Origin of the sequence: Treponema sp. Marseille-Q3903, from assembly GCF_014334335.1 — a bacterium.
Taxonomy (GTDB): Bacteria; Spirochaetota; Spirochaetia; order Treponematales; family Treponemataceae; genus Treponema_D.
The window spans coordinates 609,958-635,478 of record NZ_JACSEU010000001.1; the positions used below are offsets into that span (position 1 = coordinate 609,958).

The window sequence follows — 25,521 nt, forward strand, 5'->3', positions numbered from 1 at the left end:
TATAAGAAACCATTGTGCTAGATTTTTTAACACGAGTGACGTACAATAAAGCGATATGAAAAAAATCATTAAGACAATTTATTTTGCAATACTTCTTCTTGCATCACAATGCTTTGCAGAATCTTCAATCGGGAATGATACAAAAGTTTCCAGTTTCCAATATGTAAAAAAACTCAATTCCGTTTTTGATTTCGTTCTTCAAAATTATGTCGAAGAACTCGACCCTAAAATCCTTTATGAAGGTGCATTAAAAGGAATGATGGATTCAATAGGAGATCCATATACAGTTTATCTTGATATGAATACGATGCGCGAGTTGAATGATACTACTACAGGTGCGTTTGGAGGCGTCGGTCTTTCAATCTCAAAAGCATCAGAATCGACTGCAGAAAAACCTGCTTATGTTGAAGTTGCTTCTCCAATCGAAGATACTCCCGGTGCAAAAGCCGGAATTCAATCAGGGGATTTGATAACTGCCGTAGATGGTCTTCCAACTGGACCAATGACTATGAACGACGTTCTTCTGCATCTCAGAGGAGAAGTCGGTACTCCTGTGACTGTATCTATCCTACGCGGTTCGAATATAAAGTTTGATGTAACTTTGATTCGTGCGTTGATTGAAGTCCCGACTGTAAAATACGGAATGATTGAAGGATCAAAAACAGGTTATGTACGGTTGATTCAGTTTACGCCGGAGACTGCTTCGCGCCTTCAAGTTGCGATAGATTTTTTTAAATCTTCCGATTACAAAGGGCTTATCGTAGATTTGCGCGATAATCCGGGCGGACTTATCACAAGCGCCGTAGACGTGGCGAACAAGTTTATAAGTCAAGGACCTATAGTTTCTACAAAAAGCCGCCTTCTTTTTGAAAATCATCAGTTCACATCTTCAAAAGATACAACAACGGTAAATACTGATATTCCGATTGTAGTTCTTATAAATAAAGGTTCTGCGAGCGCTTCCGAAATTGTCTCAGGGGCACTAAAAGATTATCACATCGCTTATCTTGTCGGTGAAAGAACTTACGGAAAAGGTTCCGTTCAGCAAGTAATTCCTCTCAGCAATACAGATGGAATAAAACTGACGATGGCTCGGTATTACACTCCAAGCGATGTAAATATCGACAAAATCGGGATTCCACCTGATCTTGAAGTTTTGAATATGCCGGTTTTGTCAAAACTGCAGGAAGAAAAATACGTTGAGCTTATGAAATCAAATGAAATTTCAAAAATTGTAGACAGCAATAAAGATATGAAAGAATCTGATATTGCAGCAGCGGCAAAAAAACTCTCAGCCGCTTATCCGCTCGATGAACGGCTTTTGCGCAGGCTCATAAGAATTCAAGTTCAGAAAAATCATCCAGCTCCGCTTTATGATATGGACTGGGATTTACAGTTGAAACAAGCAATCAGTATAATAAACGACGGAAAATTTAAAAGACTTGTTTCCAATACAAAGACATTGAAGCAGCTCCAAGAAGAAGTCGCTTCCGCCAAATAATTTGCAACAAATGCGTCAGTTTATTCTTGAAAAACAGGAAATCAAAAACGGACTCATTGAGATAGATGGAAAAGATTTTCGTTATCTTCGCAGCGTTCTTCGTGTAAAAATCGGCGATATGCTGAATGTCCGCATGAAAGATGGGTGCCTTCAGAATGCAACAGTTGCAAAAATCAATGAAAATTCAAAGACAATCATTTTGCAGCTCTGTGCAAACAATCAAAAAACGTCGATAACGCGCGGCGTCCAAGCTGATGAAATCGACGGCAATGTTCCGGATAGAGAATACTGGCTCTTTCAGTTTTTGCCGAAAATCCAAAAGTTTGAACTCATCGTGCGGCAGGCAGTTGAATGTGGAGTAAAAGTTGTAATTCCTGTAATCGGCGAATATACGGAAAAAAGCAGCATCAGCGCACTTTCCGGGGCAAAACTTCAGAGGCTTGAAAGAATTATAAAAGAAGCGCGCCAGCAAAGCGGCTCACCTGTCGATTCAAAAGTTTTAGAACCGGTCTCGTTGCAGAGAGCTGTTGAATTGTGGAACGAAAGTTGTCGCGGAGAAAAATCACTCAGCGTTGTTTTATCTGAACGAGATCATTGCTCTGAAAACTTGCACAAAGCGCTAGATGACGCAGATGATTTTATGAAATTAAAAAAAATATGCATTGCGGTCGGAAGCGAAGGCGGAATCAGCGGCGATGAAATAAAATATTTACGTGAAAAAGGTATGTTTCACGCAGTTCATTTTGCCGTAAATATATTAAGGTGTGAAACAGCCGCTCTTTACGGAATTGCGGCTGTTCAATCAGCAATAAGTTAGAGGATTATGTATGGCGGTTAAACGAATTTCATTGATTGGAGTTCCTGTAGATATTTGTTCTCCGGAAAATCTTGAAAACGAAATACTTGAAATTTTGGCAAAACCCGGAACAAAGCAGATAATCTTGCTTTCAATCTGGGATTTATTAAAAGCTCGTCATAAAAGCGATTTTGCAGACTGTGTAAAAAATGCAGACTTGATTCTTCCGATTTCAAAGAGCATTCTCAAAGGTTCCAAATTTTTGAAAAAAGACGTTCCTGTGAGATATAATCCGTTTAGCGCAGTCATTCAGATTCTCTCGATTTTAGATTCTCACTATAAAACTCTTTATATGCTCGGTTCCAGCGAAAAAACTTTGAACAAAGCCGAACGAAATATCCGCGATACTTTTTGCAACTTAAGGTTGATCGGGCGGTACGTAGGTTATTATCCGAAAGGAGTTGAAAGTGACATCGTGCAGGCAATTTTTAAGGCGCAGCCTTCTTTGGTTTTGTTGAGCGACGGTGTAAAAGAAAAAAACTGCTGGCCGTATCGCAGACGGAATCAATTCTCATCATCGATATTTTTATACTACAAAGACGCATTTGGAATTTTTTCCGAGCGAATAAAGAGAGTAAAAGAAAAGACTTTTGACAGAGGTCACGAAATCTATTCGGAGATTGTCAGAAACCCTTTCAAAATATTTTTGTTACTTCCTTATATTTGGTATGTAACAGTTTTAATCTGGTACAGATTGTTCAAAAAACAATAAGCTGAATAAAACGCAGGGAGAGCTGTGGATTTTCATGATACAGGTACGATTTCTTTAATTTCAAACCGCGAAGATATAATCGGATTCTGTAAAGGCATCTGCAAAGAATATGTTGAATTACATGTTCAATCGGAATTATCGGATATGGTTCCAACTGTTTCATGCGTTCTCCAGCTTATAGACGCATCTTTGTTTATCAAGCCAAATCCAAAAATATTACAGTATGCACAGATAAATGATAACCTTATCTGCATTTTGCCTTTTGATGTATCAAATGAAATAAAAGAGTATGTCGAGAACACTTTTAAACATATTGTTCCTTATCCTGGCGATTTTAAACATTTCAGAAATTTTTGTACAAAGATTGCAGAGAAAATTCTGCGCGAAAAAAGGAATGAAGATAATGAGATCCTTGAAAACGAAAATGTAGATGCTTCTTTTTTCGGATTTTTCTCAGGACAGTCCAAACTAGTCAAAATCGTCAGGCAGCAGATAAAAAACGCCGCTCTGACTGAAAATCCGGTTTTAATTCTTGGCGAAACAGGAACGGGAAAATCTACGGCGGCAGATGTAATCCATCGTCTTTCGAGCAGAAAAAATCACGAAATGGTTTCATTCAGCATTTCAACTTTGGTCGATACTCTTGCAGCCAGCACTTTTTTTGGCGCAACAAAAGGAGCTTTTACAAGTGCGGATAATCCTCAGCAAGGTATTCTTGAAATTGCAGATAAAAGTACGTTGTTCCTTGATGAATTCGGTTCGCTTTCTCCAGAAGGTCAGGCAATGCTGTTGACTGTTCTGGAATCAGGGAATTATAAAAAAGTCGGTAGCGGAATTGAAGAACATGTTGACGTTCGTTTTATTTTTGCCACGAATGCAGATATTAAAAAAATGCTTGAGAAAAAAACTTTCCGTGAAGATTTATATTACAGAATTGATACGGTGATAAAACTTCCGCCATTGCGAGAGCATGCTGAGGATATTCCTGGAATGGTAAATTCATTTATGCTTTCTTCAAATAAAATAATGACGCCAGTTGCCATCGAAAAACTTGTGAACTATAAATGGCCGGGAAATATACGTCAGCTCAAAAAGACTCTTGCAAAAACTGTCGAAGAAACAAAAAAAGATACAATCACGGCAGATTTAATTAAGTTCTGCGGATATAATTTGTAAAAGTGAATTTCCGAATTCTTCTGCTTTGACTTTTCCAAGCCCGTATATGTTCGACAGTTCGCTTCGAGATGCCGGCTTTTTTGCTGCAAGATCTAAAATCGTCTTGTCACCAAAAATCATGTAAGGTGCTGCGTTCAAATCGTAAGCTTTTCGTGTTCGCCACATTTTTAACGAGGAAATTATTTTTTCTGCCTGAAAATCGTCGTCGGCTGGTTCTTCCGCAATGATTTGCTCGCCTGTTTTGCCGCAAGTTCCTTTCAGACGTCTATTTTTCTTAGGAAACGATTTGATCACATGTCTGATCGGAAGCTTGAGGGAGGTGCGTGTTGAAATAAATGTTTTCCCGAGCACGGAGAGTGTCAGCACATTGTATTCACCTGTCTTAATCAGATAATTTTCACTGATTAGAGCGTCTGTCAATTCCAGCCACTCTTTTTTTGAATATTCCGTCCCGATTCCCCAAGTAGTCAGTTTGTCGTGCCCGTTCTCTATAATTCTTTTGTTTTTTGAACCGAGCAATACGTCTGCTATGTAGTTTGCGCCGAAACGCTGTTGCGTGCGGATTATACAGCAAAGGAGTTTTTGTGCTGGAATGGTGACATCTTTTAATGGAATGCCGCCGATACTGCAAATATCACAACAGCAATTCGCATCTTCGTTTTGCGAGGTGTATTGTTCTCCAAAATAAGCAAGGAGAGCTTTGCGGCGGCAGCTGCGCGTTGTCGCGAAAGAAACCATATTTTGCAACAAAATCTCAGATTTTTCCGGGTCGGCAGCGTCTTCAAAAAAGAAACGAACTTTGTGAACGTCGGCTGGGCTGTACAAAAGCAATGCTGATGATGGCAGCCCGTCGCGTCCTGCTCTCCCGATTTCCTGATAATATTCTTCTACAGATTTAGGGATATCGTAATTTATAACATAACGCACGTTCGGTTTGTTTATTCCCATTCCGAATGCAATTGTTGCGACAATAATTTGCACTTCATCGTTGATAAAAAGATTTTGATTTTTGGAGCGATTTTCGTCCGAAAGCCCTGCGTGGTATTTGAGAACCGAATATCCAAGGTTGTCTAGCTTTTTTGTAAGTTCGTCAACTTGCTTGCGCGAATAGCAATATATGATTCCGCTTTCACCTGGATGCTTTTTTATAAATTGAATCACTTGCTCAAGACCGTTTTGTTTTTGTTGAATTTCAAGGAAGATGTTTTCACGATTAAAGCTTGATATGAAAATGGAGGGTTTTTTCATTCCAAGATTTTGAATTATGTCTGTCCGAACGTGTTCTGTAGCTGTTGCGGTCAGCGCCAGCATGACTGCCTTTGGAAAAAAGTTTCTTATTGAATAAATTTCAAGATAGTCGGGACGGAAGTCGTGCCCCCATTGAGAGACGCAGTGTGCTTCATCGATTGTGATGCAGCTTACTTTTATATCCGGCGATGAAAGAATTTCACGAATTCTGGCAGTCGCAAGCCCTTCCGGTGAAACGTAAACAATCTTCACTTTGTTTGATTTTATTTCATCTACGGCAGCAATATAATCTTCCCATGAAAGAGAGCTGTTTAAAAATACTGAATGAATTCCAACAGTTTCAAGCGAACGAACTTGATCTTGCATAAGAGAAATCAAAGGGGAGACGACGACTGTTATGCCTTCTTTTATCAATGCAGGCAGCTGATAACAAAGAGATTTTCCGCCTCCTGTAGGCATTACCGCAAGAGTGTCTTTTCCGTTCAGTACATTTTTGATTATTTCTTTTTGAAGAGGGCGAAATGAATCGTAGCCGAAAATTGTTTTAAGCAGTAACTCTGGTTTAGCACCAACAAAAGCATCATTTACTATTTTCACATAGTTATTATAGCATGAAAACACTTGAAACATCTCCACATATTTGATATATTACACAAATCGAGCCGGAGTGGTGGAATGGTAGACACGACAGACTCAAAATCTGTTGCGAGCAATCGTGTAAGAGTTCAAGTCTCTTCTCCGGTATAAAACTTCCCGAATATGGGAAGTTTTTTTTTATAATTCTGGCACAATGTTGCAGCACAGTTTCCTATAATCAACTGCTTCTCTTATATCCTCCGCTTCAATCTCTTCATCCCCTGATATATCTGCGATTGTCCTTGCAACTTTTATGCATGAAGAAACTGCTCTTGGAGAAAATCCGTAGCGGTTTGTTGCGTTGTCGAGAATCTTTAGAGCTTGTGTGCCAAGTTTGCATGTTTCTGCAATTTCTTCCGGTGTGAGTTTTGCATTTTTAATATCATTTCTTTCTCGTTGTCTGTTTATCGCGCGTGCAATTCCTTTTCTTATCTCCGATGTCGTCTCTAGACCCGGTCGCTCTGCTTCGTCTTCTAAATTGTTGCAGTTATTTTCAACAAAAACTCGTAAATCGATTCTGTCCAGCAATGGTGCCGAAAATTTCTTCCAGTAAAGGTCGATAGATTTTGCACTGCACAGACAGAGTTTTGTCTTTGAACCGAAGTTTCCACATGGACATGGGTTTACAGCCATAAGCAGCTGAAAGTTTGCAGGGTATACAGTGTTTCTTCCGGCTCTGCTCAATGTGATTTGCCCATTTTCAAGAGGGACGCGCAACATCTGCAAAACCGATGAGCGGAATTCCGCCGCTTCGTCTAAAAATAAAACTCCATTATGTGAAAGAGAAATTTCTCCCGGCCTGCAGTTCGGACCGCCTCCGCAAATTCCTTCGATCGTTGCTGTTTGATGAGGAATTCGGAAAGGAGGTATTCTAACCAACGGTTCCGAAGGTTTAATCAATCCTGCAAGTGACCAGATGCGCGTTACTGACTGTGCTTCTTCCATCGTAAGAATCGGATTAAGCGCTGGAAACATTTGGATTGCCATCGTCTTTCCACAGCCCGGAGCTCCAATTGCAATCATATTATGGCCACCGGCAGCTGCAATTTGCAGAGATCGGACGAGTTGTTTTTGTCCTTTCAAATCTGCAAATTCATAGCCGGGAGAAATTTTGGGAAAATAAACGCCGTCGATTTCATCGCAACCTTTCGGTTTTTGATCTGATTGTACGTCGCAGTTTTGTGAGTCAAAAAAAGATTTGTCCCTCATCGCACGAAAAGCATTTTCAAGCGTGTCAGCACCATAAATTTTTACTCCCACAACTTGCCTTGCTTCATCGGCATTTAATTCAGGAACAATCGCCGTTCTAATTCCCGATGCAGCTGCTGTTGATACTGCCGCATGAATCCCTTTGACAGACCTTACCTTCCCCGACAGTTCCAATTCACCCATAACCAACACCGGTTCACATAAAAAATCTTGTTCTTCATTACTCAAAGCGTACATCCCAAGTACAGCTAAAGCAACCGGCAAATCAAAACCTGCACCTTCTTTTTTCAAATCGGCAGGCGACAAACTGATCAACACTCGCTCCGGCGGAAAATCAAACCCTGAATTTCGTATAGCAGCCTGCATCCTTTCTCTAGATTCTTTTACAGCACCATCGGCTAACCCAACAATATCCACGGCAGGAATCCCACGCCTCAAATCAACCTCAACAGTGACAAGTGCTCCTTCGTACCCGAAAGGCGAAAAAGAAAAAATCTGCATCGCTTATCTCCCAAAAAATCTCTATATTAATATTTGCCGCGATATTCGATTTTTGACAAAATTTTGACGAAAAAAACAAAAAATATGATAAATTAATATCAAAGAGATAAAACGCGTGTTTTGTTGCTGTTCCTTTAATCGGCGTGATGAGAAACTTCAAAGCAACAAAATATTCAGCTGATTGAGATTTGATAATGAAAAGATTTTGCTTACTTTTGACATCATTATTTTTTTCGGCAGTTGTGTTTGCACAGCCTGTTTCAGGCTCATTTTACGACTTTATAGACCAGACACAAGAAATGCCGGTAAAACCGAATCCTACAACTTTGATAATCTACAGGCTCGAAAGCCGTTACGAAATGAACGAAATCCGCTGTTGGCTTAAACTTGAAGATGAAAATGGAAACGACGTTACATACACTTCTGCAAAAGCCGCTTATGAATGGCCTGTTTATAAATACTGGGATCCGTATAAGACAAACAGGACACTTCCTCAGACTTTTACCCAACGAGAACCCGATTTGATTCCTTACCGCAAAAAATATTATCTAAGCGGTGGAATGGCAATGCATCTAAATCTGAAAAAAGGAAAATACAAGATAAGTTTGTACACGCCAATCGATCAGCAAAATAATTTTGAATATCCGACAGAAGGGCAAAGAGCGTTTGAATGGCATTCTAACGTCTTTGAATACGATACGGAAAATCCTACAAATGTATTATTTGTGACGCCAGTAACCGATGAAAACGGATTTTACAATGGCGGCTGGCTCATAGATTACAAGCAGCCGGTTCAAGTCACACGTTGATGAATATTTTTAATAAGCAATTTCTTCTGAAAAAGGTTTTTCAAGCAGCGACGGATTTTCTATCAATTTTTTCAAAAGTTTGACAGATTTTGTGTAATAATATCCGTCAGCAATTCGCTCATCAATTGTCAGCGATATCTGAATCGTCTTTTTGATTTCCATCTTGCCTTTTGAGTCAAAATAAGGTCTTTTATCTTTTTTCCCTACGACCATGAAAATAGAAGTTGTTCCCCAGTTTGTAAGGTGGTGATAGCCTATATCAAGTCCTATTGAACCTAGGTTTGAAAGTATTACAGATGTGTAAAAAGGATCAGTCTTTATGATTGAATTCGGCATTAAACCGTGTCTGTCAAGCCATCGAGCTACTTTACTTATAATGTGCTTGAGTCCGATTTTTTGAATAAGCCTCATCCCTTTTGTAGACGGATCATCTTGTTTTTTGCAAAGTTTAATCTGCTCGTTTATCTTATTGTGGAGCGTCTCAAGCGTATCTGACGGAACTGCGACAATGCGTGCAAGAGTTTCTTCACTTTCGTCGGATAAAGATTTTTTTACAACAAATCCGGCTGTCACTTCGTTCCGCTGATAATAATTTTTATTTGCAACAAATCTGTTTAACTTTGTCCTGAGTGTGATTGTCTTAAGGATAGCCGCTATAATCAGCTGGAAAATCGAATATTGCGCATCAGTTTTTTCTTTTAATTCTTCATTTTTTGCCTTAATATAAGCTTCTGCATTTTGAAGATTGATTTTAAATGACATATATGCTTCACAAGTAGTCCTGTCCGGCCACATCAGGGGCATGCAGTAGTGCATGCAATCGATATCACGGATTAGTTTTCCATCTTTTCGGTCACCAATTTTTTTCATATAAAAAAATTATAATATAGATTTATCTTTTTTTGTATAATTTTCATCTATTTCGATGCAGATGATATTCGCAAGAAGAAAATTTGCGCAAATGTTTTTTTTCGCTTATTCTATAAATATGAATTATGAAGAATTGATAGAATCTGCAATAGAAATGCAAAATTATTCGTATGTGCCGTATTCTCACTTTCATGTTGGAGCGGCACTTTTAACTGCTGATGGAAAAGTCTACACCGGCTGCAATATTGAAAACGGCTCGTATGGAGCAACAAACTGCGCTGAAAGGGCTGCAATATTCAAAGCTGTCAGCGAAGGTGAAAAGAATTTTTCTGCAATTGCGGTTGTAGGTGGACACGAAGATAAAGACGGAAAACCGACAATTGAAGATTTTTGCCCGCCTTGTGGAATCTGTCGTCAGGTTATGCTGGAGTTTTGCAAAAAAGATTTCAAAATTATCCTTGCAAAAAATCCAAAAGACTATAAAGTTTTCACACTAAACGATTTGCTTCCTGAGAGTTTTAGCCTAAAAGATTGAGTTTTGCAAAATTGCAATTCTGTGCGACAAAAATAAAACTTGCTTTTATTTTAATTTCCCAACTCTCTCCGCCAGAGTCGGATGGCTGTAATTCCAAATCGCATACAATTTTGACGGCAGTAATTCACTTAGATTTTCAGAGTTCAATTTTATAAGCCCGCTTATCAAATTGTCGCCAGTACCGCAGACCTTTTTTGCATAAGCGTCTGCAGCGTATTCATCGCGGCGTGAAAAAAAGTTTACAAACGGCGAAAGAATCTCCGAAACTGAACCGTAAATCGCCGTTGCTAAAAATAATCCTATAAATTGAACGGCAGATACGTTTTCTACAGAAATTCCTGTAAAACCGAAGCCCGAATACAGTGCAGGAAACTGAGCGAGCTTGTACAACGCAAAAGTCACTATAAATTCAAGCGGAATCATTATGCATATTTTTTTTGTGATGTGGTGAAGTTTGCAGTGCCCAAGTTCGTGTCCGAGCACCGACGCAAGTTCATCAGGAGTAAGAGACTTGATAAGCGTATCGTATAAAACTATCCTTTTTATTTTTCCAAATCCGCTGAAATATGCATTGCTGTGCCCGCTTCTTTTTGAAGCATCCATGACAAAAAGACCGCCGTTTTTGAAGCCGGTCTTTTTGAGAATCGCAGTGATTTTATCTTTTACTTCACCTTCCGGGAGCGGTTCAAACTTGTTGAACAACGGGGCAATAAATTTCGGATAAATAATCTGCATGATGAATGTGAAAACAATCATTATAGCGGCTAAAATCAACCACCACGTATCTGGGAATTTTATGAAGAAAACCGATGACACAAAAATCAAAAGTGCGCCTATCACAAGAGAAATAGCTATCCCTTTTATCTTGTCGGAAATCCACAATTTTACAGTCATCTTGCTGAATCCGAATTTCTTTTCCGTGTGAAATTCACGGTAGAGTTCAAACGGAAGCCCGAGTATTGCATGCGGAATTGACGCAATTATAACGAAAAGCCCGAAGCATGCAAAAGAGTTACCGACGTTTGATGGAAACCCGACCAAATTCGAAATTCTGTTGAAACAACAAGGATAAAATCCAAACAGCACAAGGACAATATTTAACACTAAATTTAATGCAGATGACGGAATCATGTTAAAATATTTTGCATTTTCATATTGACAGATTTTTTCAAGTTTTTCAGTGACGAACGCAGTCTGTGCCGCAGCGATAGTTTTTAATTCATCAGGTATGTGTCCACAATTTTTTTTACGCGCAAGGTAATCAATAAATTCTAGAGATTGTTTGATAATAAAACTTACAAAAGTTCCAATCAGGTAAATTAAAACAAAAGGATTTAGAAAATCAACAGAAATGTGCATTTTTTTCTCCGAACATTATTATGATTTTATTGTTTTTCCGTTTAATACGGCTTTGAGCAAAACTCCATTTTTATAAACAAGTTTAAGCGAAAAAAAAGGAGAGCGTTTTGCAATCATGTCAAGAAATATTTCATCACCTTCCCAGTGAGGCAATCTGTTCATTTTAGAAATTGGAATCCATTTCAAATCGCCTTCGGTGCATTGCTCTGATGTAAACATCTTTCCCGAGAATTTATCAGTCCAAAAAATGTGCATAAATTCAGTGAAGACTTCTTCCGCACATCCTGAAACTGATGGAGAGCGAATATCGACAAATGTGACAATTCCACAGTAACGAAGAGATGTTTTTTCGACAAAAAGCCCAGTTTCTTCCTTGATTTCGCGGACTGCGCATTCTTCAGGACTTTCCGCATCTTCGAACTTTCCGCCTATCCCAATCCATTTGTCGCGGTTGTAATCATTCTGTTTTTTTATGCGGTGAAGCATGAGATAAGAGGAATCTTTTTCTATGTAACAAAGTGTTGTGTTCAGCATTGTTGTCTGCAAAGCAATAGCAATCCTTCTACAATAGCTTCGTGCTCTTTTGGCGCAATTCGAGCATACAATGAATCAGGAGTGTCGCCTGCCATCACAGGGACTTTTTTCTGAATTAAAATTTTTCCACCGTCACATTCTCCGTTTACAAAATGAACAGTACAGCCGCTTTCTTTTTCGCCTGATTTTAAAACAGCTTCGTGAACGTGGTGTCCCCACATCCCAACTCCTCCGAATTTCGGCAAAAGGGCGGGGTGGAGATTTATGATTTTATTTTGATACGCTTTTAGAATATCGCCTGTAAGGACTGTAAGCCAACCTGCCTGAACGATAGCGTCGACATCATATTTTTTGCACAAGTCAAGAACTGCATCGCTTACGGAAAGGCGTTTTTCATCCCTGCTAGCGGCTTGCGCGATTTCTTTCCCCATAACGGAATACGGACTTGTCACTGCACATGGAATATCTGCTTTTGCAGCGCGTTCCAAAGCAAACGCATCTTTGTGATCGCTTATCACGATTACAATTTTGTAAGGGCATGAATCGCCTTCTTCTTTTTGATAGTCAATCAAAGCTTGAAGATTAGTCCCACCGCCGCTTACAAGCACTGCTGTTTTCAGTTTCATATTTTGTTCGGTTTAAAATCAGTCTTCAAATAAGACAGAATCTTGTTGGCTTTTTACTTCGCCTTTACTATAAGCGACGTATCCGATTTTGTATGCTTTCATATCAGGGCAGTAATCTTTGTGATATTTGTGAGCATTTGCATTGAACATTTCCAAAACAGCATCTGCATATTTTGAGTTTACTGCAAGGAGCATTCCAATTCCCATGTTGAATGTATTGTAGATTGAATCTAAGTCGGCACCTCTTTTTATCAGTTCTCCGAATACAGGAGGAATATCCCAGCTGTCTCTCTTTATTACAGAAATCAACTGTTTTTTTCCTTCTTTTGCTTTTGGGTACATGCGAGGAATATTTTCGTAAAATCCGCCGCCTGTTATGTGAACCATTCCGTTGATCGCTTTACGGTATTTTCCCAAGACTTCCATGACAGGTTTTACGTAGATGCGCGTTGGAGTTAGGAGAATTTCTCCGATTGTTTTGCCAGTATCTTTTCCGTCAATTATGAAAGGTTCGTTTACATTTTTAACGAGTTTTCGCACAAGGCTGAATCCGTTTGAGTGAACTCCGTTAGATGAAAGCCCAATCAAAGTATCGTTTTCTTTGATGTTTTCGCCTGTAATCATCTCTTTTTTTTCTCCGATTCCGACTCCAAAACCTGCAAGATCGTATTTTCCATCATCATAGAAGTCAGGCATTTCGGCAGTTTCGCCGCCAAGAAGAGCACAGCCTGCATCGACACAACCGTCTGCAACACCTTTGACTAAGTCGGAAGCTATGTCAGCATCGAGTTTTCCGCATGCAACATAATCAAGAAAGAACGATGTTTGAACGCCGGAGCAAAGGATGTCGTTTACGCTCATCGCAACGCAGTCTATGCCGACAGTATCGTATTTTCTCATCTTGAACGCTATATCGAGTTTTGTCCCAACACCGTCCGTTCCGCTTACAATCACAGGATTTTTGTATCCTTTTGGCACTTCGAACATTCCGTTAAAGCTTCCCAAACCTGTTAAAAGTCCGGGAATTGCGGTCCTTTTTGCGTGTTCTTTATATTTGTTTACTGCGCGGTAACCTTCTTCTACGTCTACTCCTGATTCTTTGTAAGATGCCATAATGCGTTTCTCCTCAAAAAGGGCTTTTTGAATCCCCCTTATAGATAATTAAGAGTTAAAAAACTGATGTGATTTTTTAACTCTTAATTGTTTTGATTATATTAAATTTTAAATTGTTTTGGAATCGAAATTTTGCAGAGGCTAAAATTTGATATCTATTCCCGAAGCTACTGCGTCATCTGCAAGTTTTGCTCTGAATGTTTTTAATTTTGCCTCAAGTTCTTTATCGTGAAGTGCAAGAATCTGGAGTGCAAGATAAGCTGCATTTTTTGCATTGTTGATTCCAACTGTCGCGACAGGAATCTGTGGAGGCATCTGTACGATGCTCAACAAAGCGTCCATTCCGCCGAGTCCGTTAGACTTGTCGCTTACGCATTCAAGAGGAACTCCAATCACAGGCAATGTCGTAATTCCTGCGATAACGCCCGGAAGCGCCGCTGCCAGCCCTGCTCCTGCGATTATAACACGGCATCCGTCTTTTTCTACATGTTCAACTGTCTGTTTAAGCAAGGCGCCTGCTCTGTGTGCAGAAATTATATACGCTTTGTATTCAACGCCAAATTCGGAAAGAACGTCGGCTGCCTTTTTCATAGTGTCTTTATCAGACTTTGATCCAAAAAAAATTGCTACTTTCATAGGGTGTTTATATCACAGAAAACAAGTTCTAACAATATATTTCACTCCATAGATTAATCTAAAAAAGTCATTTTTCTGCAGCATGGTGAACACCAAAATCAGGATCTTTTTCGTAGTTCACAAGATTGTCCAAATCCGATATAGAATTGATGTTTTCCTCATCGGCGTGTGCATTTTTGGAGATTGAATCTTTATAAATTGAATCGTCGAGCAGCTCTGCAACCGGAACTCTGAGAATTTCCGCAATATATTTCAAAAGAATATCGGAAAGAATTTGTTCTCCATTTTCAATTCTTGAAATGCTGTTTTTAAATATTTTTATGCCTTTTAACTGTAAAAGCGAGGCAAGGTCATTTTGATTGATAACAGGATTTTTCATTTCGCGAATTCTCTTTATATTTGCACCGGCAATGTTTTTTCTTCCGAGAAAAGTAATGTGTTTTCTTCTGCCTTCACCCATATAATAATCCATCGTTTTTGGCAAATGTTTGATTTAAAGAATAAAACGGCAGAGAAAAAAGTTGACATTAAATAAGGAATTAGGCAAAATTTTTTTATGAAAATTACAAAACTTGTCCTTCAAAAACAGCAAAGAAATGGCGATTTGATTTTTCTTTTCAATGTGATTGCGAAAAAAAGTGGAGTTTCAAATTGTTCAAATATTTCGCTTTTGTTTGTTGGAAAAAAAAATGATGACAAAAGCTCGGAAGCTACGGAACACGCAAAAGCCTCCGAAGCCACTGATGTTGCGCAATCTACGGGAGCCTCTGAAGACACAGCAGATTTGCTCGAAAAACTTAAAAAAGAAAAAGATGAACTTAAAATTATCAAACATGTGCAAGAAATCTCTGAGTTTAAAAAATCTGATTTTATGAATGATTATCTTTTTATTTATTTTTCAGATTGCTATAAATTTCCCGTTAGGTTTTCTGTGAAATTGGAGCAAATGATTAGAACGTCAGATGTTTTGTGCGATTGCAATGTAGTCCTTGTTTGCCAAACTGCCCAAAAAAAACATTTAAAAAAATATGACTTTTTCCATCTTTGATATATAATGCTCTGTTTGATATCAAAAAAAATGTTTAAAAGCCGGATAAAACAAGATTCTGATAAATCAAAATTTCAATATTCTCGATACTATTCTTCAACCTGATACTGGAGCAAAAGGATTCTCAATTCTTCTATGTTTGATACATTGAATATTTTATAAACTTCGGAGAACACTTTTTTGACAGTCGAAATGCTTACATAATATTTATCGCTGATTTCTTTATACGACAGCTTGTTGTGAAGATTTTCCATCACAAAAGTGACTTGACGTTCATTTAGATTATATTCGGAAAGACTTATTTTTGAACCTAATGCTTTTTTTATGATTGTTTGATTCTGAGTTACATTTGTTGGCAAAAAGCATGATAATCGCGATTTTAAAATGCAATAAATCCAGAGATAAAAAACTGCCCCGAATACCGAATAGCCGATTGCTATTGCTGTGTAAATCCAACCGTGTGTAAAAGTGAGCAAGAGCGCTGCAAAGTGAATTAAAAACAATGCCGTGATTAGCCCTTTCACTCTTTTTACACAAAGTCTTTTGCTTAAAATTAAAATGATAGATGCGTAAAAAAGAAAAATCCCAAGTTGCTCATCATCAGTCAAAATAGTCAATATGCTCTCTATTGAAAGGACTATCACCATACCAAAATATGATGGCTTGAAAATGAGAAAAAAAGTAATAAGCGCGCATGTAATATGCACACAAGGAATCACAACGCTTGTATCAGCAAATTTCTCAATAATCGAATTTTTGTCCCCATTTAGCAAGAGTGAAGCTATGGATGAAACAACAAGGAACAAGAACCCAACAGCAGATACAACTCTCTCAGAATTGATGCTGTTTTTGCTCATATTGAGCCTAATTATAATATAGAAATTTAAGCAAGGCTACACTTTTTTTTATTTTAATAAATAATTTTAATTAAAGTTTAAGGTCGCCTTCTTTTATCCAGCCGATTTTTCTCAGGAAAAGCCCGAATATCCAGCTCAGTAAGCCGGGAAGAACAAAGCAGATAAGTGCAAGTCCGAGCCAATCAAAAGCGCTTGGATTTATTACACTGGCTCCATGTTCTATCGCGACTGCACTCGGTTCAAACCATCCTGTGACAATTCCAATCTGACCGACAAGTCCGCATGTTCCCATCCCTGAACTTACGGCTGTTCCATTCATTTCCAACTTAAAGATGCATGTGGCAATTGGTCCTGTAATTATAGAAGCGAAAATAGGAGGAATCCAAACTTTCGGATTTTTGATTATGTTAGGCATTTGAAGCATGCTAGTTCCCAATCCCTGTGAAACAATTCCGCCAAATTTGTTTTCTCGGAAACTAAGCACTGCAAAGCCGACCATTTGGGCACAGCAGCCCGCAACGGCAGCACCGCCTGCAAGCCCGGTCAGACCGAATGCAGCACATATTGCGGCAGAACTTATCGGCAACGTAAGCACGATTCCGACAACTGAGGAAACGAGTATTCCCATCCAAAACGGATGAAGTTTTGTTGTCCAGATAAGGAACCTGCCGACCTCGTTTGCGGCAATACCGATATATTTTGCAGTCAGAAGAGTCAGGAGAGTTCCCGCGAGAATTGTAACAGCCGGCGTAACGATAATATCTACTTTTGTTTTTTTACTGACGGCGTTTCCAGCTTCTGCCGACACAATTGCGATGATAAGGACGGCAAGCGGACCTCCGGCTCCTCCTGTCACATTTGCGGCAGCACCGACAGCCGCTAACGTGAACAAAACCAATGCGTCAGCTTTCAATGCAAAACCAATTCCGACAGCCATTGCCGCTCCAACGACATGTGCATTAGACGCAAAAGTGCCTGCATCAAATAAAAACTTAAAAAAAGGATTAGTTCCAAGCCTGAACAGCTGCTGCCCAAGCGTTTTAATAATTGTTCCTATCAATAAAGAAGCGAACAATCCCTGCGCCATCCCCGACATAGCGTCTATACAGTAACGTTTTATGTATTTTTTCATAAATCAAACCTCCTTTGATTTTCCATATTTTGCTCTATTTTCTGCAACAGCAAGTGCCTGACTTGCCAAATCTGCGATATATTCCGCTTCTGCTGCTTTTTCCTTTGTTGTTCCTGCAATTCCAAGAGATTTTTTTTGAAGCTTTTTTTTCTCGTTTTGCTGTTCTAAAAGTTTTTTTGCTTGAAGTAAAATTGATGAAGCTTCATTTGCCCGAACGTGAATACATTGCGCGATTGCGCTCTCTTCGGCATTTGCGAGATTTTCGATTGTTGTGAACTGACGCTGCAAGAGCAACGAACGCTTTTTTCCGACGCCGGACAATTCAGTAAATATTGAGTCAGTGTTCTCTTTTGTGCGAAGTCGCTGATTCCTGCTCGTTGCAAAACGGTGTGTTTCATCACGCACGCGCTGGAGCAGGCGCAGCGCATCGCTCCTTTTTGGAAGGCATATAGGCGTGCTGTTTCCCGGTAGATAGATTTCTTCATCGCGCTTGGCAAGCCCTGCAATCGCAATATCAAGCCCTAGAGAATTTAGGACTTCCTCGACCGCATTTACTTGTCCGATTCCGCCGTCAATCAAAATCAAATCAGGTAAATCTTCCTGCTCGTTTAATAGTCGTGTATAACGCCTGCTGACTGCCTCTTTCATGCTTGCAAAATCGTCTATCAAACCGTCTGTAGTTTTTAGACGGAAATATCTGTAATTTTTTTTGTCAGGGTTCCCGTTATAAAAGCTGATCAGCGACGCGACAGGAAATTTTCCACCGATGTGCGCAATATCAAAACCTTCGATTCTTACAGGAAGCACGTCTAATCCAAGCTTCAGTTTAAGTTCTTCCATAGCCGGGGTATCGCCTCTGTCTCGCAAACGCCTGACGATATCTTCGTGTGCATTTTGCCTAGCCATTTGAATTGCGGCAACATCGCGAGGTGAATCTCCGGAATCGACAACTATTATATTTGAGTCCGATTTTTTTTCTTCTTTTAGCCAGCGAGAAATATGTTCATATTCTGTCGTCTGCGGAATGTACACAAACGGCGGTATTGTTTTTTCATCTTCATAGTAAACTGCAAGAAATTCACCAATCAAATCATCGTCGTCGTTGAGCGATTCAGCACGGTAATTTTCGCGCCCGGTCAGTTTCCCGTTTCTGATTTTCAGCACAGTAAAACTTACAAGCTCTCCCTCAGAAAAATACGCTATGTAGTCGCGGTCATCGGAATCAAAAGTCTCTACTATATTTTGATTCTGTAAAACCATCAGCGCTTTGATTCCGTCGCGGAGTCTTGCGGCTTTTTCAAAATTGAGCTCTTTTGAGGCAGCTTTCATCTCTGTAGTCAGCTTTGCAACAGTTTCGTTGCCTTTCCCCTCAAGTAACCTTTTTATTTCGCCGATGTAATCATTGTAGGACTGTTCAGATATTTTGTTACAACACGGTGCGCTACATTGTTTCATGTGATAGTACAGACACGGTGTATCGCGTTTTCTTAAAGTTCTGCAATGACGTATTGGATACAGTTTGAAAATTGTTTCAATAAATGTGTCGAGAGCGCATACATCAGGAAAGGGACCAAAGTAAGTCGAACCGTCTTGCATGATTTGGCGTGTTTTAAAAACCTTTGGAAATCGTTCCTTTGTGATGCGTAAAACAGGATATGATTTACCGTCTTTTAGACAAATGTTGTATCTTGGATTATATTTTTTAATTAGGTTGTTTTCCAGCAACAGAGCTTCGTACTCGTTTGTTGTTGTGATATATTCAATAAAATTGGCGTGGGAGATTAAGAGCCTTGTCTTTACGCTCTGTTTTCCTGAAAAGTAGGAACAGAGCCGATTTTTGAGGTTTTTAGCTTTTCCTACATAAATTACGGTGTTTTCGGCATTTCGCCACATGTACACACCGCTTGATAAAGGAGCTTTCAGAGCTGTTTCGTGCAATATTTCACGTGTAGTTTTGGCTGTCATTTTATGGTTAGAAATTATATCAAAAAAAGAGTTATTTTTACAGCCTTGTGCTTGATTTCTGCTGTTTTTATGTTTTCATCGTTGTCTGCAAAAACTTATGTGCTCGGCGGGAAAAAAGGTTGGCAAGATTTTGCAAAACAAGAAAATGTTACAACCGGTAAAGGGCGCTACGGTTATGATTCTATTGAACTTGCATCAAATTCTTTTAAGGCTGATCAATTTACTGATTTGATTATCGACTTTGAAAATCCTGAAAATCCGATATCTGACGGCGACTACCAGATTGTGCAGAACAACCTCAAAATTGCTGATGATACGATAAATGAGCGTCACGCCGGTTTAAGTCGAAATATGGGGGGCTTGAGCATTTTTGGAAAGCCGGGAACTTATTTTGGCTCTGAAGGATTTATGGGGTCGTTTTCAATTGAATTTTGGCTCTGCCCATCGCTTGCAGAAAACGGCGAAACAATAATCAATTGGGAGTCTTCTAAAAATGAAGACGGACAACTTGTCTATCAGGCGATGTATGCTGTTTTTGATAAAGGGCATCTAAACTGGAGCTTTTCAAATTTTTTTGATGTCGATGTTGAAAATGTTTCTAAAGATGTTGTCCTAAACGGTGTTTCAAAAATAATTCCGGACAAATGGAGTTTGCACACGCTCTCTTACGACAGCGAGACTGGCGAACTTTCATATAAAGTAAACGGCATTACAGAGGCTATAAAATACGTAACTTCAAACGGACGCGAAGACGGTCAAAATTTTCTTGTAAAACTCGGAACTCCGTCGGAGATTCATTTTTGCAGCGAATATACAGGGAAAATCGATGATATAAGGATTATGAGAGTTCCTTATTCTCAATCTGACTTCAAATCGGCAGATAACGCCGGTTCTCTTGACCATGCACAGTATCTTCCTGAGGGCGGACGTTTTGTGACAAAACCTATAATTGTTTCAAAAGACTCAACTTTAGATTATTTGAAAGCTGAGATGAATGTTCCTGAGCAGACTGATGTTAATTATTTTGTCCGTTCAGGAGACAATTTTTATGGTTGGACAGACACTTATCCTGAATGGAAACATGTAGAAAGCGGTGAAAAAATTACCGGGATCACAGGGCTTTATTTTCAGGTCGCTGCGGATCTGATGCCTGATGGAAACTGCGCAAAAACTCCTTCAATCACGTCAATCACTCTGGAATTTACAGAGCTGCCTGAGCCGCTTCCGCCGTTTATCGTAAAAGCTGTCGCAGGCGATGGAAGTGTCACAATCTCGTGGAATTATTCGGTAGATGACACCGCCGGAGGTTATTACCTTTATTATGGTACGCGACCGGGAGAATATCTTGGAAGAATGGCGATAGAAGGCGAATCGCCTATTAACGTTGGCAACGTAACTTCGTATACTGTAACAGGGCTTGAAAACGGAAAAATTTATTATTTTGCCGTCGCTGCCTGGTCATCTTATGATATGAGAGTTGTTGGGAATATTTCAAAAGAAGTATTTGCGAGACCCCGTGCACGTTTGAAGAAGTAGGGAAAAAATATGGAAAAGAGTTTGATTTTAACGAAAGCACAAAACGCTGCTACTGCACATGATTGGTTATCCGCCGCCCGTTTTTACAAAGAACTGCTTAAGGAAGACGGCAATAATGAAGAATACTTGAATGCGATAGGAAGTATTTATTCAAGAGCCGGCGAAGATGTAAAGGCAATTCCTTATTACGAACGAATAATCAACAATAATCCTAAAAATTTTGATGCGATGATAAGTCTTGGCGGAATATATCGCCGATTAGAGCGCTACAACGATGCTGTAAATATTCTTTTAAAGGCATTGAATGTAGGCGGAAACGTTGCAGATATTGAGTACAATCTCGGCTTTACATATAAAGAGATGGGCGACTATCAGGATGCTGTTGAATCGTTTGAATCAGTGATTGAAAAAAATCCGGACGACGTTTTAGCTTATAATCACTTAGGTTCAATATATTTTGATAAAAAAGATTATGAAAAATCGATCGCGGAATATAAACGCGGACTACAGGTAGACCAAAATCATCCTGTTTTAAACTACAACCTTGCACGTTCGTACGTTGAATCAAAAAACTATCCCGAAGCCGTAAAATGCTTTGAAGCTGCGTTGAAAACTCGTCCCGGCTGGATAGACGCAATCAGGGACTTCAGCAAACTTTTAATCAAATGCCAGCACACAAAACATGCTCAAGAGCTTGTTGAACAATCGATAAAACTTCATCCGAATGATATAGATCTTTTGTGCATGCTCGGCAAAATATATCTCAATCAGTTTGACTACGACAACGCAACAAAAACGTACAAGCACGCAAACCAGATGCGCGAAAACGATATCAATATTTTAATTTCGCTTGCAGAATCTCTTGAAAAAAACAAAAACTTTGATGATGCGGTTGTCACTATAAATGACGCTCTTGAGCTTGATTCTTCAAATGTTGATGCACAAAAACGCAGTGCGCACATGCTTCTTTCAACTCAAAAATATGAAAAAGCTTTAGAGACGATTAAAAAAGTCGATGCGGAAACCGGCAACAAAGACCCTGAAGTGTTCGATTTGTATGGTCAATATTTTATATGCCGCGGCGACGATGAAGCTGCAAACTCTTACTATCAAAAAATTGAAAAATTAGAGCAGCCGTACAGCGATTATCTTCTCAATGCTGCGGAACGCTACGTTCAGACTGGAAACTTCAATAAAGCAATCGATTGTGCAAAACAATATATCGAGCGAAATCCGAAAGTTCCTGACGGCTACAACAGTCTCGGAAGCGTTCAACTCGAAATCGGCGATTTGATTGGAGCAAAAAAAACGTATGAAAAAAGCTTGAAATTTCACAATCCTAATATCTATGCGTGCAACGAGCTTAAAAAAATCAATGAAACTCTTTTTAAAGAAGACGAGGCTGTTGAGGAAACTCAGTCAGATTCATCTAGTAACGGCGAATATGATTCTACAGAACATGACACTGAAAAAGACATTTCTCTGGAAGAGCAGAATCCCGATGATTTTGACTATGATCAGATGGGAGACGATTCCTCTGTTGAAGATATAATTCCAAACGACGATGATTTTTGGGAAGATTTCGCAGACGACACCGATAAACAGAAGGAAGGCGAACATGAGCAAACTCCTGATCCGAAACTGAAGCAGGAAGACTGGCAGCCACTTGAAGCCGAGCAGGAACATGAACAAGAGCAGACTCCCGAACAAGCGCCGGAAGAAATCGCTCAACCTCAAGCCGAAGACGATGAAGCAGTCGAAAATTCAGAAAAAAGTGAAAATACGGAAAACGAGAGCGCAACTGTAGGAGAAAATGAAGAAATCCAAGAACCTGAAGACAGCGACATTTCTAATATTTTTGATGACAGCAATTTTACCGAACCGGCAGGAGATGCTTTGTCGGAAGATGAAGGATTTGATTTTTCGAAATTTGATGATGACAATAAAACAATTGAAGAAACACCTCTCGAAGCGCCTAGCCCTATCATCGAACAGGAACAAGAACCTGAAAATTATTTAGATTCTGAGAAAGGTGATAGTTCCACTTTGCCTTTTGACAACAGTAGAAATCCTGTAGAGCATGTAGGAACCCCGTCTCCGGTCCAAAATCCGAATCTCAGAAATTTTACTCCACCTGTAGAGTCGGCACCGATTTTTAGTCAGGCACAGGAAATCGCTCAAAGCGCTCTTGATACTGCAAGGAAAGCTGCAAACATTGCGGAAGATGCCGTAAAGAAGTCGGAGAATAGATTGGCAGAAAATAAACAAGAAGAACAGGCTGTTTCTGCCCAAAATCCGCAAGCTCCGGAACCGAAGGTTTCCTCAGAACCTGAAGTTACAACGAAACAATCTGATTCCCCAGAACCTGATGATTTACTTCCTGAACAACTCCTCGACAATGTGATCGAAGCTCAAGAAGAAAAACCGGAAGCTGACAAGCTTTCTGAGACTTCTGCACATTCTGAATTGGCGGCTGCAAAGCTTGAACACAGTATTGAAAAAGGGGACGCGATTGCAGAACAAAATAAGTCTGCGCTTTCAAATCCAAATAGTAATTTTCTTACTGTAGATGAAGTGATTTCCGGCAAGCCCGAACATCAGGAATGTGTAGAAGAATATCCGGAGTGCATCGAAAGTCCAGAGCCTTCAGAGCAGCAAACTCAAGACACAGAAATAAAAATAGATTCAGATATCACTCCTGATGAAATGCTTAAAAAAATAGAATTGATTTTAAATGACAGCGATGCAGCTTTAGAAAATGCAGATAAAATAGAATTGTTCAAAACTCTAAAAGAGCTTTCAAAATCTCTCCCGGAAGAAGAACGCAATTCTTTTGCATCGTGCAGGATGAGAATAAAGATTGAATATCTTATAGGAAAACTGTCAGGAAAGCCGGGACTTCTTTTGACTGCTGAATCACTTTTGAAATCCGGCGTTCTTGGTTCAGAATTCAATTCACAGCTCGATGTTGAATATGATAAAAAAATCAGCAACCATCTCATCAAAAAAGTGATAAAGTTGATGCAAAATTTGTCACAAAATCTTGAAGATAAGGAAGCTGCAAACGATCTGTGCATAAGTGGCGATGGAATGCTTGAAAAAATAGAATTGGAAAATGAAAAAAGCAGAATCTTCTGTGACGAATGATAAAATATATCTGCTTATGAATAAACCTTGCGGCTACGTATGTTCGGCTGTCTCAGACTCTCACAAAACTGTCTATCAGTTGCTGACTCCCGAATTGCAAAATCTTGTCCGCAATGCAAAACGTGGGGAGCGGCTGCACACAGTGGGCAGGCTTGACTGCGATACTTCAGGGTTGTTGTTACTGACTACAGACGGATATTATTCTCATTATTTGACTGCTCCTGAAATGAATGTTCAAAAAACTTACCGTGTGCGCCTTAAATCTCCCGGAAAAAAACAATATATCGCTCTTGCAAGACAAGGGTTGATTTTGCCAGCTGAAAAAAAATCTCCCGAGCTGCAATCCGCCCCTGCCGAAATACGCTTTACAGATGAAACGCTTTTTGAATGTGAAATAAAAATCACAGAAGGAAAATTCCATCAAGTGAGAAGAATTTTTAAAGCGCTTGGGAACGAAGTTGTCAAACTCGAGCGCACCGCAATAGGAGCTTTGACTTTACCGGCTTGGTTGGCTGCCGGAGATTATATCGAATATCATGCTCCTGAGTTTCTTTCCCAAAATACGCCGTCTTTATAACCTTGAATCGATTTGTCTGTTTCAGCTTTTTCAAGGCGTTTTTCCGTAAACATGCAGTATTCTTCGTTTATCTCAATTCCGCAGTAGTTCCGTCCAAGTTTTTTTGCGACGACGCTAGAAGTTCCACTCCCTAGAAAAGGATCAAATACAACATCGCCGGGACGTGATGAAGCTAAAATCAATTTTGCATATAGCTTTTCCGGTTTTTGAGTTGGATGGTCTGTGTTTTCCGGCATCGACCAAAACGGAATACTTATATCGTCCCAAAAGTTTGAAGGGCAGGTGAGCCTGAAGTTGCCGCTTTCTTCTTGTTCCCAATCTTTAGGCTTTCCATCGGTTTTATACGGAGCAATCACACGGCGCTTGAGTTTTACGGCATCGACATCAAAATAATAATCGTCTTGATTTTTTACAGCAAACCAGATATCTTCCATTCCGTTTTTCCAGTTTGTTTTTGCGCCGCGTCCTTTTTCTCGCTGCCACGTGATTCTATTTAAAATCTTAAGCTCTTTTTGAACAGCGCGCTGCAAAGACGATGTGCATTTCCAATCTCCGCAGATGTAAAGCGAGCCTGTCTGTTTTAATTTGCGGCAAACTTGCGGAAACCATGTAGAAAGATATCTATCGTAAGAATCTTCGGAGCGAGCAGAAAATGAGTTTCCGTTGAAATTTTTGCTTAAGTTATAAGGAGGGTCGACAATTATTAAATCGGCAAACTCATCCGGTAGATGTGGGAGAACAGAAATCAAATCTCCGTTTATAGTCTTATTTAAAACCGCCTCAAGCGGCATTTTTGAATGACTCAAGTCATAAGGCAATTTTAACAATTTTTTTTTCAATTCAGGGATTTCATTTTGAGAAAGACTGAGCGTTCTGTTCCGCTCCGCACGTATTTTTTCACTCATATCGGCAATTTTATCATTATCAAAGAGAAAAGT

23 protein-coding genes and 1 tRNA gene are annotated in these 25,521 nt (G+C 39.5%); 11 read left to right on the forward strand and 13 right to left on the reverse strand.

Annotation, left to right across the window (positions count from 1 at the left end; genetic code table 11):
• Positions 1-55 precede the first annotated feature (55 nt).
• From H9I37_RS02795 to H9I37_RS02810, 4 genes are read left to right on the forward strand one after another with little or no spacing between them, the layout of a single operon-like run.
• Positions 56-1,501: a S41 family peptidase gene (locus tag H9I37_RS02795; protein ID WP_187380973.1), complete on the forward strand. Its 1,446-nt coding sequence runs from the start codon at positions 56-58 to the stop codon at positions 1,499-1,501.
• A gap of 10 nt (positions 1,502-1,511) precedes the next feature.
• The gene (locus H9I37_RS02800) at positions 1,512-2,318 is read left to right on the forward strand and encodes an RsmE family RNA methyltransferase (protein WP_187380974.1); all 807 of its coding nucleotides are present in this window, start codon (positions 1,512-1,514) and stop codon (positions 2,316-2,318) included.
• Between the two features lie 10 nt (positions 2,319-2,328).
• Positions 2,329-3,069 carry a WecB/TagA/CpsF family glycosyltransferase gene (locus H9I37_RS02805; protein WP_187380975.1) on the forward strand — a complete coding sequence of 247 codons (741 nt, stop codon included), beginning with the start codon at positions 2,329-2,331 and terminating at the stop codon, positions 3,067-3,069.
• A 24-nt stretch (positions 3,070-3,093) separates the two neighbouring features.
• Positions 3,094-4,245 carry a sigma 54-interacting transcriptional regulator gene (locus H9I37_RS02810; protein ID WP_187380976.1) on the forward strand — a complete coding sequence of 384 codons (1,152 nt, stop codon included), beginning with the start codon at positions 3,094-3,096 and terminating at the stop codon, positions 4,243-4,245.
• Here the strand turns inward: H9I37_RS02810 and recQ are convergent.
• On the reverse strand, positions 4,216-6,123 hold the full coding sequence (gene recQ, locus H9I37_RS02815) for a DNA helicase RecQ (protein WP_187380977.1): 1,908 nt from the start codon (positions 6,121-6,123) through the stop codon (positions 4,216-4,218). The two genes, H9I37_RS02810 and recQ, sit on opposite strands and share 30 nt — an antisense overlap.
• A 31-nt stretch (positions 6,124-6,154) precedes the next feature.
• Here recQ and H9I37_RS02820 point away from each other — a divergent pair.
• Positions 6,155-6,237, forward strand: a tRNA-Leu gene (locus H9I37_RS02820).
• Positions 6,238-6,267: 30 nt separating this feature from the next.
• Here H9I37_RS02820 and H9I37_RS02825 read toward each other — a convergent pair.
• Positions 6,268-7,839: a YifB family Mg chelatase-like AAA ATPase gene (locus H9I37_RS02825; RefSeq protein WP_187380978.1), complete on the reverse strand. Its 1,572-nt coding sequence runs from the start codon at positions 7,837-7,839 to the stop codon at positions 6,268-6,270.
• A gap of 194 nt (positions 7,840-8,033) precedes the next feature.
• Here H9I37_RS02825 and H9I37_RS02830 point away from each other — a divergent pair, with 194 nt between their 5' ends.
• Positions 8,034-8,648 (forward strand): hypothetical protein, encoded by a 615-nt coding sequence (locus H9I37_RS02830; protein ID WP_187380979.1) that lies wholly within the window; start codon positions 8,034-8,036, stop codon positions 8,646-8,648.
• 9 nt (positions 8,649-8,657) lie between these two features.
• Here the strand turns inward: H9I37_RS02830 and H9I37_RS02835 are convergent, their stop codons facing one another.
• Entirely contained in the window at positions 8,658-9,518 is an 861-nt protein-coding gene (locus H9I37_RS02835; protein WP_187380980.1) for a 2-oxo acid dehydrogenase subunit E2, read from the reverse strand.
• Positions 9,519-9,636: 118 nt separating this feature from the next.
• On the opposite strand from H9I37_RS02835, the gene H9I37_RS02840 reads away from it, so the two are divergent.
• Positions 9,637-10,053, forward strand: a complete 417-nt coding sequence (locus H9I37_RS02840) for a cytidine deaminase (RefSeq protein WP_187380981.1) — start codon at positions 9,637-9,639, stop codon at positions 10,051-10,053.
• A gap of 45 nt (positions 10,054-10,098) precedes the next feature.
• Here the strand turns inward: H9I37_RS02840 and H9I37_RS02845 are convergent, their stop codons facing one another.
• The 6 genes from H9I37_RS02845 to H9I37_RS02870 all read right to left on the reverse strand — a co-directional run bounded on the left by H9I37_RS02845 (position 10,099) and on the right by H9I37_RS02870 (position 14,781).
• Complete coding sequence (locus H9I37_RS02845) at positions 10,099-11,412, reverse strand: M48 family metallopeptidase (protein ID WP_187380982.1); 1,314 nt, start codon at positions 11,410-11,412, stop codon at positions 10,099-10,101.
• An 18-nt stretch (positions 11,413-11,430) separates the two neighbouring features.
• Positions 11,431-11,946 carry an NUDIX hydrolase gene (locus H9I37_RS02850; protein WP_187380983.1) on the reverse strand — a complete coding sequence of 172 codons (516 nt, stop codon included), beginning with the start codon at positions 11,944-11,946 and terminating at the stop codon, positions 11,431-11,433.
• Positions 11,940-12,572, reverse strand: coding sequence for a phosphoribosylglycinamide formyltransferase (purN, locus tag H9I37_RS02855; protein WP_187380984.1), 633 nt, complete (start codon positions 12,570-12,572; stop codon positions 11,940-11,942). The genes H9I37_RS02850 and purN overlap by 7 nt, the downstream gene beginning before the upstream one ends.
• Positions 12,573-12,590: 18 nt before the next feature.
• Positions 12,591-13,685 carry a phosphoribosylformylglycinamidine cyclo-ligase gene (gene purM, locus H9I37_RS02860; protein WP_187380985.1) on the reverse strand — a complete coding sequence of 365 codons (1,095 nt, stop codon included), beginning with the start codon at positions 13,683-13,685 and terminating at the stop codon, positions 12,591-12,593.
• Between the two features lie 141 nt (positions 13,686-13,826).
• Complete coding sequence (purE, locus tag H9I37_RS02865; protein WP_187380986.1) at positions 13,827-14,321, reverse strand: 5-(carboxyamino)imidazole ribonucleotide mutase; 495 nt, start codon at positions 14,319-14,321, stop codon at positions 13,827-13,829.
• 67 nt (positions 14,322-14,388) lie between these two features.
• On the reverse strand, positions 14,389-14,781 hold the full coding sequence (locus tag H9I37_RS02870) for a helix-turn-helix domain-containing protein (protein ID WP_187380987.1): 393 nt from the start codon (positions 14,779-14,781) through the stop codon (positions 14,389-14,391).
• A 96-nt stretch (positions 14,782-14,877) separates the two neighbouring features.
• Here H9I37_RS02870 and H9I37_RS02875 point away from each other — a divergent pair, with 96 nt between their 5' ends.
• Entirely contained in the window at positions 14,878-15,369 is a 492-nt protein-coding gene (locus H9I37_RS02875) for a hypothetical protein (protein WP_187380988.1), read from the forward strand.
• 89 nt (positions 15,370-15,458) lie between these two features.
• Here the strand turns inward: H9I37_RS02875 and H9I37_RS02880 are convergent, their stop codons facing one another.
• The 3 genes from H9I37_RS02880 to uvrC all read right to left on the reverse strand — a co-directional run bounded on the left by H9I37_RS02880 (position 15,459) and on the right by uvrC (position 19,323).
• A complete protein-coding gene (locus tag H9I37_RS02880; RefSeq protein WP_187380989.1) occupies positions 15,459-16,226 on the reverse strand; it encodes a helix-turn-helix transcriptional regulator in 768 nt (255 codons plus the stop codon).
• 70 nt (positions 16,227-16,296) lie between these two features.
• Positions 16,297-17,358, reverse strand: coding sequence for a PTS sugar transporter subunit IIC (locus H9I37_RS02885; protein ID WP_187380990.1), 1,062 nt, complete (start codon positions 17,356-17,358; stop codon positions 16,297-16,299).
• A gap of 3 nt (positions 17,359-17,361) precedes the next feature.
• Positions 17,362-19,323, reverse strand: a complete 1,962-nt coding sequence (gene uvrC, locus H9I37_RS02890) for an excinuclease ABC subunit UvrC (RefSeq protein ID WP_187380991.1) — start codon at positions 19,321-19,323, stop codon at positions 17,362-17,364.
• Positions 19,324-19,326: 3 nt separating this feature from the next.
• Between uvrC and H9I37_RS02895 the strand changes: the two genes are divergently transcribed.
• The 3 genes from H9I37_RS02895 to H9I37_RS02905 are packed head-to-tail and all read left to right on the forward strand — an operon-like array spanning position 19,327 to position 24,583.
• Positions 19,327-20,859, forward strand: a complete 1,533-nt coding sequence (locus H9I37_RS02895; RefSeq protein ID WP_187380992.1) for a fibronectin type III domain-containing protein — start codon at positions 19,327-19,329, stop codon at positions 20,857-20,859.
• Positions 20,860-20,868: 9 nt separating this feature from the next.
• Positions 20,869-24,006: a tetratricopeptide repeat protein gene (locus H9I37_RS02900; protein WP_187380993.1), complete on the forward strand. Its 3,138-nt coding sequence runs from the start codon at positions 20,869-20,871 to the stop codon at positions 24,004-24,006.
• Positions 23,975-24,583 carry a pseudouridine synthase gene (locus H9I37_RS02905; RefSeq protein WP_187380994.1) on the forward strand — a complete coding sequence of 203 codons (609 nt, stop codon included), beginning with the start codon at positions 23,975-23,977 and terminating at the stop codon, positions 24,581-24,583. Before H9I37_RS02900 ends, H9I37_RS02905 begins: the two co-directional genes overlap by 32 nt.
• Here the strand turns inward: H9I37_RS02905 and H9I37_RS02910 are convergent.
• The gene (locus H9I37_RS02910) at positions 24,541-25,488 is read right to left on the reverse strand and encodes a DNA-methyltransferase (RefSeq protein ID WP_187380995.1); all 948 of its coding nucleotides are present in this window, start codon (positions 25,486-25,488) and stop codon (positions 24,541-24,543) included. The two genes, H9I37_RS02905 and H9I37_RS02910, sit on opposite strands and share 43 nt — an antisense overlap.
• Positions 25,489-25,521: the final 33 nt, after the last annotated feature.

Excerpts from the sequence above, each read along its gene's own strand:
- H9I37_RS02805 (WP_187380975.1), top strand. The coding sequence starts at position 2,329 with ATGGCGGTTAAACGAATTTCATTGATTGGAGTTCCTGTAGATATTTGT.
- H9I37_RS02795 (WP_187380973.1), top strand. The coding sequence starts at position 56 with ATGAAAAAAATCATTAAGACAATTTATTTTGCAATACTTCTTCTTGCA.
- H9I37_RS02835 (WP_187380980.1), bottom strand. The coding sequence starts at position 9,518 with ATGAAAAAAATTGGTGACCGAAAAGATGGAAAACTAATCCGTGATATC.
- H9I37_RS02900 (WP_187380993.1), top strand. The coding sequence starts at position 20,869 with ATGGAAAAGAGTTTGATTTTAACGAAAGCACAAAACGCTGCTACTGCA.
- H9I37_RS02910 (WP_187380995.1), bottom strand. The coding sequence starts at position 25,488 with ATGAGTGAAAAAATACGTGCGGAGCGGAACAGAACGCTCAGTCTTTCT.
- H9I37_RS02800 (WP_187380974.1), top strand. The coding sequence starts at position 1,512 with ATGCGTCAGTTTATTCTTGAAAAACAGGAAATCAAAAACGGACTCATT.
- recQ (WP_187380977.1), bottom strand. The coding sequence starts at position 6,123 with ATGTTTCAAGTGTTTTCATGCTATAATAACTATGTGAAAATAGTAAAT.
- H9I37_RS02895 (WP_187380992.1), top strand. The coding sequence starts at position 19,327 with ATGGTTAGAAATTATATCAAAAAAAGAGTTATTTTTACAGCCTTGTGC.
- H9I37_RS02845 (WP_187380982.1), bottom strand. The coding sequence starts at position 11,412 with ATGCACATTTCTGTTGATTTTCTAAATCCTTTTGTTTTAATTTACCTG.
- purM (WP_187380985.1), bottom strand. The coding sequence starts at position 13,685 with ATGGCATCTTACAAAGAATCAGGAGTAGACGTAGAAGAAGGTTACCGC.
- H9I37_RS02905 (WP_187380994.1), top strand. The coding sequence starts at position 23,975 with ATGAAAAAAGCAGAATCTTCTGTGACGAATGATAAAATATATCTGCTT.
- H9I37_RS02825 (WP_187380978.1), bottom strand. The coding sequence starts at position 7,839 with ATGCAGATTTTTTCTTTTTCGCCTTTCGGGTACGAAGGAGCACTTGTC.
- H9I37_RS02875 (WP_187380988.1), top strand. The coding sequence starts at position 14,878 with ATGAAAATTACAAAACTTGTCCTTCAAAAACAGCAAAGAAATGGCGAT.
- H9I37_RS02885 (WP_187380990.1), bottom strand. The coding sequence starts at position 17,358 with ATGAAAAAATACATAAAACGTTACTGTATAGACGCTATGTCGGGGATG.
- purE (WP_187380986.1), bottom strand. The coding sequence starts at position 14,321 with ATGAAAGTAGCAATTTTTTTTGGATCAAAGTCTGATAAAGACACTATG.
- uvrC (WP_187380991.1), bottom strand. The coding sequence starts at position 19,323 with ATGACAGCCAAAACTACACGTGAAATATTGCACGAAACAGCTCTGAAA.
- H9I37_RS02870 (WP_187380987.1), bottom strand. The coding sequence starts at position 14,781 with ATGGGTGAAGGCAGAAGAAAACACATTACTTTTCTCGGAAGAAAAAAC.
- H9I37_RS02830 (WP_187380979.1), top strand. The coding sequence starts at position 8,034 with ATGAAAAGATTTTGCTTACTTTTGACATCATTATTTTTTTCGGCAGTT.
- purN (WP_187380984.1), bottom strand. The coding sequence starts at position 12,572 with ATGAAACTGAAAACAGCAGTGCTTGTAAGCGGCGGTGGGACTAATCTT.
- H9I37_RS02850 (WP_187380983.1), bottom strand. The coding sequence starts at position 11,946 with ATGCTGAACACAACACTTTGTTACATAGAAAAAGATTCCTCTTATCTC.
- H9I37_RS02840 (WP_187380981.1), top strand. The coding sequence starts at position 9,637 with ATGAATTATGAAGAATTGATAGAATCTGCAATAGAAATGCAAAATTAT.
- H9I37_RS02880 (WP_187380989.1), bottom strand. The coding sequence starts at position 16,226 with ATGAGCAAAAACAGCATCAATTCTGAGAGAGTTGTATCTGCTGTTGGG.